Origin of the sequence: Pedobacter sp. Leaf216, from assembly GCF_001421515.1 — a bacterium.
GTDB lineage: Bacteria > Bacteroidota > Bacteroidia > Sphingobacteriales > Sphingobacteriaceae > Pedobacter.
Window position 1 is genome coordinate 153,589 of sequence record NZ_LMKM01000009.1, and the last position, 11,494, is coordinate 165,082.

Sequence of the window (11,494 nt, forward strand, 5' to 3'; positions counted from 1 at the left end):
CTTCAACTTTTTACATTGAACCAGTTTGTGCTCATTTCCTAAACCAGTTCATCGTTAGAGAGATAAAGACTTGCCAACTTTGTATTGTTACTTAAACATATTTTAAAAAGTAAAAACACAAAATATAATGGCAAATCTAACGAAAACCCAGGTATTGATTATGGCTACTACAGCAGGAATTGCAGTTGCCAACGTTTATTACAGCCAGCCTATTTTACAGGCCCTGGCAACACATTTCCACATCAGCATTGAAAAGGCCGGTAACATTTCTGTATTTTCTCAAATCGGCTACGGGCTAGGCCTGTTCCTCCTTACACCCATAGGAGATATGATTGAGCGTAAGCAACTAATATTTTATCTTCAAATTGGATTGATAGTTTCTCTTCTGCTCATGGCTTTTGCGCCTAACATCATACTTCTTTATTTAGGCAGTTTACTGATAGGAGTTTTTTCAGTAGTGGCTCAGGTAATTCTGCCCATGGCTGCCAGTTTAGTAAAAGAAAACCGTGGTAAAATAGTAGGGCAGATATTTACCGGTCTGTTAATTGGAATTTTGGTTGCAAGAGTGTACAGCGGTTTTATAACAAGTATGTCAGGGTGGCAATACGTATATATTATTTCTGCAATTATGGTATCGGTTACAGCAGTGTTAATGCAGCGCGATTTCCCTTCAACTGCAGAGCGTTTTAGTGGTACATACACAGGTTTGCTAAAATCTACCTTTGCCCAGCTTGGCAGGTTCCCTTTATTGCGAAGAACTGCGCTTACCGGTATGTTGGCATTTGGTACCCTTAGTGCTTTCTGGGTAAGCCTTACTTTTTACCTCAGTAGTTCTCAATTTAATTATTCATCATCAAGCATCGGCATGTTTGGTTTGCTTGGAGCCGCAGGTGCCCTGGTTGCTCCGGTTTTTGGTAAGATGGCAGATAAAGGATCTCATGCAAGATCACTGATATTTTCAACCGCACTAACCCTCATCAGTATACTGCTGCTAAAGCTGTTTCCAGGATCAATTGCTGTTATCTGGGTTACTGTTATGCTTTTGGATATTGGTGTACAGGCCACTCAGGTAACCAATATAGCCGTAATATACACACTTGATGAAAAGGCAAACAGCCGCATAAATACGGTTTACATGACCAGTTATTTTATTGGTGGCGCATTGGGTTCTTATATTGCTATTCAATTTTACCAATTGGGAGGGTGGGGCTTATCCACTACATTCATGGCCGTGCTGGCTTTGGTGGCCATTGCAAATGTGGTACTCACAAAACGTTTTTCTAAAAACACTCAACAACTTAAGAAATGAAAATAACAATAATAGGAGGCTCAATTGGTGGGCTATGTGCCGGAATTGCACTGATTGAGAGGGGCTTTGATGTAGATATTTATGAACGCTCAGCTAATGAATTGAAAGATCGGGGTGCAGGGCTTGTAATCCAGCCCGATATGATGGATTACCTTATCGAAGCTGGCGTGTCTACAAAGGAAATCTTTGGTGTTTTGGCAGCGCAACGTCAGGTACTCGATGATAATGGGAATCCATCATTGATTTATCCAAACGATACGGTTTTTACTTCATGGAATTACCTGTGGAAACAACTCAGAAATGCTTTCCCATCCTCAAAATATCATCAGGGATATGAGTTAACAAGTATTCGTAATGAGGAAGGGCAGGTTTGGGCGAGCTTTAAAAATGGCCGGGTTATCCAGGCCGATCTGCTTATCGGTGCCGATGGAGTAAACTCTGCAGTAAGAGCACATTTATTTCCAGAAATTCATCCGAGGTATGCAGGTTACATTGCTTACAGGGGTTTGATTTCGGAAAGCGAGCTCAGCGCAGCTGAAATTGATTTCTTTTCAGATAAGTTTTCAATATATCCCTATGCTAACTCACATTTGCTTTGTTATACCATTCCTGGGCCTGGTGGTGAACTCGGAGAAGGAAAACGTATCCTGAACTGGGTATGGTTTCAGAATAAGTCATTACAACAGCTTAAAGATCTTCTTACCGATAAAAATGGAACCGTCCACGAATTTTCCCTTCCCGCCGGTTACCTGAGTGATAAAAACTTAAGTGAGCTTAGGGCAAGGGCAGATGCCGAACTACCAGAAATTTTGAGAAAAAGAGTGTACCAAACTAAAGCACCCTTTATACAGGCTATTATGGATATGGAAGTGCCAAAGATGTTTATAAGGCAGGTTGCTATATTGGGCGATGCAGCCTTCCTGGTGCGCCCCCATACGGCCTCAGGTTCGGCCAAGGCATATAGGGATGCAATTACGTTAGCCATGGCTATTCAAGATGTTGGCAATCTTCAAAACGCACTCGAAGGCTGGAACAATCAGCAGATTGTACATGCAAGAGCGTTGGCTATCCATGGCACACAGCTTGCATTAAGGAGCCAGCTAGGCCAGTAATATCAGTGTATATCATCATGAATGGTAGACTGGCAAGTCAGAAAGGTTGGATAAAATGCTGGCAATTGTGGCGGTTTAGCTATCAGGTTATTTGTAGGTATCGATAACAAATCGTTATCCTTCCAGATCAATACCTTTCGAAGTATGCAGGCAATTAAATGCTACTATTTTTATTGTGGACGTAAATCCTCGTTTTCAAGAACGGAGCTGCTTAATTTAGGCAATATAATTAGCCCTTCCTCCGGATCACCTATCGACTCATATTGACCAGCAATGAAAAACAGACCAGCTATAGCAGCTGTAAGGGCATCTGCTTCATCATGGCTTATATTTGTTTTTAAATACTCACCTCTTATACCCAATGCCGAAATGCCTGCAATAAGTTCTGGCAAACCTTTTTGCTTGCGTGTTAAGCCAAGTATATCCTGGCAGCCACCGGGAAAAGTCTCAATTACAGTATACCCAAGTTGCCTGAATTGCAATGCCAGTGATTTACCTCTTTGGGTAAGTTGTTGCATGCTTTTAATCAACGGCGGATAAGATCTGATGCCACGCTTTAACAACAACCGTTCGCACAACCTGGTAATTCCGAATTCACTTCTTCCAGGGTCGTCGTCAAAAACCGTAAGCCTGCCATGGGGCAGTGTAAGCGGAGCATCAATGGAGATAACTGCTGGTTGTTGTTCAATAGCCAGGTCAATCATTTCCTGGTCAGTTTTAACCCTTTTGGTTTCAACAATATTGTTCTTCAAAACTGCCCAGCCAGAAGGTTTCTTTTCGGAACCGGTAAGATCAATACCAATTACCGCTTGTTGAGCAATATTACCAGTTTCAGCATTGTTTTGTTTATATAAGGATGTTAACATTTTCTTAGTGGGCTCTATAATAAATTGCTGCTCGTTTGGTCGTAGTCATTTACGCGTTCGGCTTTCGCCTTTTACAACGAACGTTACAGATGGCAAATATCGGTGAAAGTAAAATGATTTACTGAAGGATTTATCCTGCCGAACATTTTAAAGGAATCATGATTTTAGCTTATAAATTAACATCATTTTTTAATAGGATAGGAAGTTGGAAGCTTCTATAGAAACATAAAGTGGGAGGTTTTTTCACATTATCGTTTGTTTAAGTTAAAAAGGTGCGAAAAAACACTTTCGTAGCGGTTTATTATCAAACTGTTAAGCTTTTGGTCAATGCTTTTTAATGTCAGCTAAGTCACTACTTTTGCGGTGATCAATAGAAAATGATCGATGTAGAGCGCTTTTTGGTAGCAGGCCGAAGGTTCGATTCCTTCCTCTACAACTCCAATAATGAAAGATTTGTCGTTCATCTGTTCAATACCATGTATTGATAAAACTTCATTTATTTTTCATCTTCCCGTGTTAGTTTTGAAGAATAAATATCATAGATATTGGTTATATTTGGTTAGTAATAAGCTGCAGTGGATGTTGTGGCTTATTCTGTTTTACCTCAAACCATAATTCAGCTAATTGAAATCAGGCAGTTACATTCTTCTCGAAGTAGATGATATTATTATCGAACTTACCCTGGTAAGGATTCCCTTTTTGCCTAAAACCATTGAACAGCAAAAAACGCTGACTGCTGGGAGTGGCCGTAGTTGAAAACAGGATGCCCTGGTGATCATTGATTTTTTTGAGTAACATTCGTTTCAAGGTACTGCTGATTCCTTTTCTGCGGACAGATTCACGCGTAAAAGAGTAACCTACCTCCAGAAAATTTTGATGGATTCCATTGCTTATACCAGCTTTTTGATGTACATCTTTCAGATAAGTTAAGCTCGGCTTTTTAATGGCTGAAATACCAACCAGCCTTTTGCCATTGTAGCAAAATGCCAGAAAAGCTGCATTGAAAATCTTTAGCGGCAAATCTACAGGCGAAACCTTGTTACCCTTTTTTAACAACATATAAAAATGGTGGAGTTGTGTGATCGAGCAATCTGCCGGTTTTTTGATTTCGAAATAGCAATTGCCAAGAAAATTCGGCTCATCGTATTGGTCCTGGTAATATACCAGGCCGGTAGGGATATGCTGGTTCATAAGAATAGGTTTAGGTAAAAAGCAGAGATGGTTCAGCCTTTAGGCCAGCTTATCTGCGTTTGGCTCTCATTGATTCTTTTAATGATCCGGACAGCGAAAGCATTTCACAAACCTTATCATTCCAATCGATTAGTGCGTCTTCAGGCGAGGTTCCCAAGCCCGAAACATCGTGTTCATCTTCGAATGATAATACGGCATAGTAAGAATCACCATCCTGATAGACGGATGGTTTAAATTGCATCACAAATGTAGGTAGCTTGTACCTGTTGTAATCAAAATCCACAAGTCTTCCCGGGATCGTTCTGGCCTGTTGTTTCATAATGTATCCGTTTTTTTTGATTGTTGTGCAATCGCTAACTGTTTCCGACAAACAAACGTGTTTCCAAATTAAGTGTTTCATGTTTCCTTAAGGTTAGAACCTTGTTGTCTGTTTGTTAAATTTATTTGAGTTTGTTGCGTGGCTTTCGGTCAGCGTCGTAAGCTTGACTAGAATAAACAGCATAACTCACAAAAATATCTTGTCGGTAAACGGATCTAGACTTTTTGAGACCGGCTATTATTATGCTTATTGAATTAAGTTTAAGATAGGAAAAAGAGGGCGCTGGTATACGCCCTCTTATTAAATTTGCTGGAATTTTGAATATCAGGAAAAATGCCAATACACCAAACCTTTGCTACTGGCAAAAGTTGTACGGCGGGATCTGATAAATGGTTATGGTTTGGTTTAGTCATCCGAGCCCCTTTTCTTACTAAATCCTAATGAAAATAAAAAAGCCTGCAATCATACGATTTGCAGGCTTTTTTTATTTTTAAACCATTTGTGCGGAGAGCGAGGGATTCGAACCCAGATCTAAAATTCCGCTTTAATATGTTTTGAAAGTCGTTTCAAAAATTTGACTCACCGAATCACTTACCGCCTTATTTGATTGCAAATTATTTCTACAATATACGAGATTTTTTAGTAAATTAAAAGTATAAACATGAGTCATTTCAATCCATCAATAGTTCCCAATGATCAGCTTGGTATGCTATATTTACAAATCATTTTTTATAGTGGGTTCGAGCCCCATCAGCCACCCAGAATTTTGAAAGGTCTTGACATTACGTTGAGACCTTTTTTTGTTTAACAGCAGGCTCTTAAAATACATTGTTTAGTTATTTCGTGGATCAAGCAAAAAAGTTGGGGGAATTAAATAATTTCTTTCTTTTGTAGTTTGTAAAACCAAAAGACTATTTCATTTTGAGCCAAGCCGCACAAACACTCATCGGCCTATTGCTTCCAGAAGGTATCCTGGACTATTTCGAACTTACATCCGTAGGCAAACTAGGAAAGGAACTGCAGATCCTTGGAGAGAAGAACATTCCCACCCGTGGATATAGAAAAGAGGAAATTTCTTCCAAGGGCTTTTTTCCAGAGGTCAGCATCCAGGATTTCCCTATACGAGGACAGAAAGTCGCTTTATGCATCAAGAGGCGTCGGTGGACGGTAAAAAGTACTGTCAATTACTATTTCCATGATGCTTGTTACCCTATTTATAAATGATTATTTACTGAGTTTTAATCTATTATTTAATCTTTACTCACTGTCATTCGCATCCTCTTCCATATCATGTCTTTCGGTTTTTATTAGTGAAGCTTCCACAAGTTCATATGATTTTTTCAACAACTCTTTAATAACATTATCAGGAATATTTTTATTAAAATGGATACTTATCCAATGTTTTTTGTTCATGTGATATCCCGTAGTTATCTCCTCATATTTTTCCTGCAGGATTTTAGATTCTTCTGGATCACATTTTATGGTGCAGAAATCAAACTCATCTACATTAAAAAAACAGAACCACTTATCTTTTACATAAAATGCCAACAGGTTTCTATCGTATTCAGCTTTAGCCTTTGTAAAAGCCATTTTATTGGTTACTCCCTCAAAGGAAAGACAATACTCCCTTAAACTTTCTGCATCCATATTGTACTACATTAACTTTTTAAAAAAACTAGTCTATTGCAACCACAAAGGTCACGGTTTCAATAAAATTAGGTATTATACTATACTTTTCTCGTTGCCGAATTTCTTATCCATGGGGCGGATAAACGACCATGTGGAGTGGATAACCCGCCACTGTACATCTGCCTCTTTTTGATATACCTCAACGCAGTTATATTCCAGATCTATAAGCGTAGTTTTTGCAAAAACCTGAAAAGTAAGCACGGCCATGTCTTGGCCTATCTGTACACGCGGACTAACAAAATCATAGGTGCCAGCAAATAACTTGCCCTCGATAGTTTCTAGAAACCTGGCAATAGTGGCATGGTCGTCTATACGCTGGGTAACAACCGCATCGAAATAAGTAAAGCTGCGTTTAGGCCAAAGTTTTTCGTAGCCAGAAGTGTCATCATTGAACCATTTGTCGAGTGCTGATTTTTCAAGCCCAATGATATGTTCAGCAATTATGCGTTCTTCCGCTGTGTAATTTTGCTCGTGAGCAGGCTTTTTCGTTGGCATGTTGTTTCTGCTTGCTTTAGAATTAATTTTCTAAAGATGGATAGTCTGTGTAACCTTTTTCTCCACCACCGTACATCGTTGCCGGGTCTGGTTGGTTCAGTTCAGCGTTCTGCACAAATCTTTCTGGCAGGTCAGGATTTGCTACAAATGGCGAGCCAAAAGAAATTAGTTTAGCTATGCCTTTGTCCAGTTCAGCTTCTCCGCTTTCTTTCGTATAGCCTGCATTTGCGATTACCAAATGGGTGCTCACACGGCCAAAAGTTTCCATTACATTTTTTTGATAGTGGGGAAGGTGATCCAGCGGAAACATGCCGTTCATCAGATGAACATACGCTAAAGGCAATTCATTTAATGCTTCGATTAATGGTTTGAATTGTGCCTGTGGATCACTGTTCTCTATATTATTATAATAGATAGTTGGTGAGAGTTTAATTCCCACTTTTTCATTGCCTGCTACATTAACCAGTTCCTGCATTACTTCGAGCACAAAACGGTTTCTGTTTGCTATGCTTCCACCATATTCGTCGTTACGCTTGTTGGCGCTTTCTGATAAGAACTGATTGGGCAAATATCCAAATGCCGCATGTAGTTCGACTCCATCGAAGCCAGCTTCTACAGCATTTTTTGCAGCCTGGCCATACTCCTTTATGATTTGTTTAATTTCTGAGTTAGGCAATTCCCTTGGCGTTTCGTAATCTTTCATACCCTGTGAGGTATAATGCTGCTGTCCCTGTATACCGATTGAAGATGGTGCGACGGGGAGGATCCCGTTTTTATCAACCGAATGTCCAACCCGGCCAGTGTGCCATAGTTGTGCATAGATAACACCTCCCTTGGTATGTACGGATGCGGTTACCTTTTTCCAAGCCTCAATTTGTTCATGGTTATATAACCCAGGTGTGAAAGGGCTACCAGTTGCTTGTTCAGATATATTTATTGCCTCGGTAATGATCAAACCGGCACTTGCTCGCTGTGTATAATACAATACGGTAAGGTCCTGTACAACACCTGCGATGCTTGCACGACTACGGGTCATTGGTGCCATTACAATCGCATTTTTTAGGGTTTTTGCTCCCAATACTACTTTTTCTAATAATTTCATGTTTTTTATTTTAGGTGATGAACAATATTTTGTTTACAAAATATTTTTACAATTGGATAAGTTGCTGTCTTTTAAGTTTCTAGTTAGATCAATCCACGGTCACTGCAATAGTGTCTTACGCTTTCTTCAACAGTTGGAAGTTCTCCAAAAAGTTCTTTTTGTTTCTCTGTGTTTTTGCTAATATAAATACCAGTATCGATCCATTTTATCATTTGAATCATATCATAAATGTTATCATTAAATTTCCCGACAATAGGCAGTATAAATTTAAGAACGAATGAGGGAATCACTGGCTTAGCTTGAATGTCTTTTTTAAGAACACTTGCATATGCAGCTTTCAGTATCTTCTCGTTTACAGGTCTTTCCCAACCTACATCAATAGAAGTATTTAACTCAGTATCAGGTAGAATAACAGCTGCCATAGCCGTATATTTCGCTAATTGTGGTGTGTAGATAATCCCGTAAGTTCCAGTTAAGAATGTTGGCAGTATTCCTTTCTTAATTTTATCGATTATAAAATCAGGTGTCTGATCTAAAAATGCTCCTGGCCTAAGGGCAATGTAAGGTTGTTTTTCTTCTCTAAGGTATTTCTCTATCAGGAATTTGTTGTGAAAATGGGGCACTGTTGTAGCTTTGTCAGATTCGAGGATTGAGATCAATACAAAACGAGGAATCCCAGCTTTTTTAGTAGCGTCAACCAGGTTTTTGTAACCGACTGTGTCCGTTTTTGCACTGTCTCGTTTTTTACGACGTGTATAACCTGCGGCACTAGCAACAATGGCATCGAAACCATGGTCTGGTGACAAAGCTTGGTTTAAAGAAGATGCATCCATCATATCACCTACTTCAAAATATTTAACACCCATTTCGATGAGCGTACTTCTATTACTACCCGCTCTAACCATAGCAGTGACATCTGCCCCTTGTTTAAGCAACTCTTTTACAATCTGACTTCCCAGATATCCAGTGGCACCTGCTACTATAACTTTCTTTTTACTCATTTTATTAGATTTTAATTGTAAATTATTAATCTACTGTAAGAACAACCTTGCCATTTACGCCTCCAGCTGTTAAAAAATCTTGGGCAATAGCGGCTTCACTTAGCTTAAATATTTTGGAAACAACCGGTTTGAATATTCCATTCTTTATCAGTTCGATACCATTTTCAAGGGTTTGAGCTAAGATATTAGAGGCCACAAAACTTGCTTTGACCTTGTGTTGTTCTGCCAGTTCTTGTGATGGTGGGACCACTATGCTCAATAATGTGCCGCCCTGTTTTAGAATGGAGAAAAGTTTTGCCTGTCCTTCGCCACCAGCAGTATCTACCGCCAGATCCACATTGTTAACAAAATCCGTAACGTCATATAGTTTATAGTTTATTACTTCGTCGGCTCCAAGGCTTTTTGCAAGTTCCACACCTTTTCCCGATGCGGTTGCAATGACATATGCTCCGGCAGCTTTGGCCATCTGTACCATCGCACCACCCGCTGCACCTGCACCACCTTGGATCAATACCCTTTGTCCCTTTTCCAATTTCCCAGCCATAAATAACACACATTGTGCTGTTCCAATATTAACGCCTATCGATGCTGCTTCCACGAAAGAAAGATCTTGTGGTTTTAGCACCAGGAAGTTTTCATTTACCGTTACATATTCTGCATATCCATTTGTTTTGGTCAGGGCAATTACTTCGTCGCCCACTTTAAACCTTGTTACCTGATCTCCAATGGCGATAATTATTCCTGCTATTTCTCCTCCTGGTGTGAACGGCATTTGGACGGGGCGGGCAGCTTTCATTTGACCCATCCTTATCTTGATATCTATTGGGTTCACGCCACTGGCCTTAACCTGAACCAACAACTCATTTCCACTCTGGATAGATGGTGCTGGAACTTCAACCTGGGCGATGACTGCGGAATTTCCGTAGTCTTTGTATTGTATTGCTTTCATTTTTTAATAGGATCTAATAAATAGCCAAGTACATTCCATCAATTGTGATGAACCTTTTTTGATACTAATTATATAATCAAAGGTATTTGAAAGCTATTGGGTAAAATAGCTGTAAAAGACAAAAGAATAGTCTTATCCGACAATAGGAAGGATGTTAATAGGGGATACTTGAGGTCTAAGCTGTGTAAGAGAACTTTTTGGGCGTAACGCCGTACTGTTTCTCAAAAAGTCTGCTGAAGTGGCTCAAGTTCGAAAACCCAAGCTCGTAGCCGACTTGGGAAACGGAGTGCTTGGCCTGTTTTAATAGGAAGGCAGCTTCTTCCATTCTGGCCTTTTGGTAATAACTATAGATTGTATCGCCAAATGTCTGTTTGAATAGCTGTTTCAATTTGGTCTCGCTCATAGCCGAGATAGCTGCTAGCTCACCGATAACAGGTGGAGTGCTGAGGTCGTCAATTATTTTATTACGGATAAACAAAAGTTTTTCTGCATCGTTACTATTTATACTTTTAAAAGTAGTATTCTCCCTAAGTGAAAGCTTTCTGAAAAGCAGATACATCAATTCCTGAACCTTGATTTGTACAAAGAAATTACTCATAGAATTGTTCATATCAACAGATACTATGTTTTTAAGAAGCAATTGCATTTCGGTATCCAGACTTTCGAAAAAGAGAAACGAAGCATTTGCTCCTGTGATGGTTTTTATAGTACTATTAGGGTTTTCAATTGATAGGAGTGTACGCAGTCTATCGGCAGCAACTGCAATTACTGCATAATGGATATTACTGTTAGCCGGAAAACGGATTTCTGACTTCAGGTCATTGGTAGATAAAAGTATAGAAGCGTTATTTTTTTGTGAGAATGGTACATTCGCTTCATACTCATATTTAACTTCAAGCTCTTGATTGGTATTATAGAAGAAAAAAGTACGTACGCTATTCGTATCTGGGGAAGGATTTCGCTTGATAATCAAATCTTCCTTTAAGGTGTAATGATGAATCGTTAATTTAAAATCGCTCCCGAAGCCAACTTTGCGCACATAACCTTCTCCCATTGTACTTGGAAGTTCCATGAAATTATCCCTGACGGTTGCATTGATATGCCTGGCGAAAAATGTAATAAAATCAAAGCCGGGGGCTGTTGTAAATTCAAAAATCATTTAAATAAATAATTGATAAACTAAAGATGATGTAAATCGCTTAAAAATACATCAATTTATTAAGTTATTCCAGGTTTGATTGATCTTCCAAAATTTTCGAAAAACCGCCTATTTCAATCAATTCGTCCATAAAATGGTTCGAATTACGCACCGCCACTGACCCGTAAGTAGAAAAGGCTTCGAATTTCGAAGCCTTTTTCTTTTGTGCGCCGGGCATGGCAATCGACTATAGGGTTCAAGTCCCGAACACGCTTAGCAGTAGGAAGTGTTAGCTCGAGACAAGGGTGTCGTGGGTGACTGCG

The 11,494-nt window shown here is 39.4% G+C and carries 12 protein-coding genes; 2 read left to right on the forward strand and 10 right to left on the reverse strand.

What is annotated here, in order from left to right:
* The first annotated feature begins 127 nt into the window (after nt 1-127).
* Entirely contained in the window at nt 128-1,309 is a 1,182-nt protein-coding gene (locus ASE74_RS08785; RefSeq protein ID WP_055907284.1) for an MFS transporter, read from the forward strand.
* The gene (locus ASE74_RS08790; protein ID WP_055907287.1) at nt 1,306-2,421 is read left to right on the forward strand and encodes an FAD-dependent monooxygenase; all 1,116 of its coding nucleotides are present in this window, start codon (nt 1,306-1,308) and stop codon (nt 2,419-2,421) included. The genes ASE74_RS08785 and ASE74_RS08790 overlap by 4 nt, the downstream gene beginning before the upstream one ends.
* A 170-nt stretch (nt 2,422-2,591) precedes the next feature.
* Here the strand turns inward: ASE74_RS08790 and ASE74_RS08795 are convergent, their stop codons facing one another.
* The 10 genes from ASE74_RS08795 to ASE74_RS24710 form a co-directional block, all read right to left on the reverse strand.
* A complete protein-coding gene (locus tag ASE74_RS08795) occupies nt 2,592-3,287 on the reverse strand; it encodes a DUF429 domain-containing protein (protein ID WP_055907290.1) in 696 nt (231 codons plus the stop codon).
* Between the two features lie 630 nt (nt 3,288-3,917).
* Nucleotides 3,918-4,478: an N-acetyltransferase gene (locus tag ASE74_RS08800; protein WP_055907293.1), complete on the reverse strand. Its 561-nt coding sequence runs from the start codon at nt 4,476-4,478 to the stop codon at nt 3,918-3,920.
* A 49-nt stretch (nt 4,479-4,527) separates the two neighbouring features.
* Nucleotides 4,528-4,878 carry a hypothetical protein gene (locus ASE74_RS08805; protein ID WP_055907297.1) on the reverse strand — a complete coding sequence of 117 codons (351 nt, stop codon included), beginning with the start codon at nt 4,876-4,878 and terminating at the stop codon, nt 4,528-4,530.
* Nucleotides 4,879-6,054: 1,176 nt separating this feature from the next.
* Entirely contained in the window at nt 6,055-6,444 is a 390-nt protein-coding gene (locus ASE74_RS08815; RefSeq protein WP_055907304.1) for an MmcQ/YjbR family DNA-binding protein, read from the reverse strand.
* A gap of 75 nt (nt 6,445-6,519) precedes the next feature.
* Nucleotides 6,520-6,981: a hypothetical protein gene (locus ASE74_RS08820; protein WP_055907307.1), complete on the reverse strand. Its 462-nt coding sequence runs from the start codon at nt 6,979-6,981 to the stop codon at nt 6,520-6,522.
* Nucleotides 6,982-7,003: 22 nt separating this feature from the next.
* The gene (locus tag ASE74_RS08825) at nt 7,004-8,083 is read right to left on the reverse strand and encodes an alkene reductase (RefSeq protein ID WP_055907310.1); all 1,080 of its coding nucleotides are present in this window, start codon (nt 8,081-8,083) and stop codon (nt 7,004-7,006) included.
* Nucleotides 8,084-8,166: 83 nt separating this feature from the next.
* The gene (locus ASE74_RS08830) at nt 8,167-9,084 is read right to left on the reverse strand and encodes an SDR family oxidoreductase (protein ID WP_055907313.1); all 918 of its coding nucleotides are present in this window, start codon (nt 9,082-9,084) and stop codon (nt 8,167-8,169) included.
* Between the two features lie 25 nt (nt 9,085-9,109).
* Nucleotides 9,110-10,033, reverse strand: coding sequence for an NADP-dependent oxidoreductase (locus tag ASE74_RS08835; RefSeq protein WP_055907316.1), 924 nt, complete (start codon nt 10,031-10,033; stop codon nt 9,110-9,112).
* Between the two features lie 175 nt (nt 10,034-10,208).
* A complete protein-coding gene (locus ASE74_RS08840) occupies nt 10,209-11,192 on the reverse strand; it encodes a helix-turn-helix transcriptional regulator (protein WP_055907318.1) in 984 nt (327 codons plus the stop codon).
* A 64-nt stretch (nt 11,193-11,256) separates the two neighbouring features.
* Nucleotides 11,257-11,409: a hypothetical protein gene (locus tag ASE74_RS24710; protein WP_157255380.1), complete on the reverse strand. Its 153-nt coding sequence runs from the start codon at nt 11,407-11,409 to the stop codon at nt 11,257-11,259.
* Nucleotides 11,410-11,494: the final 85 nt, after the last annotated feature.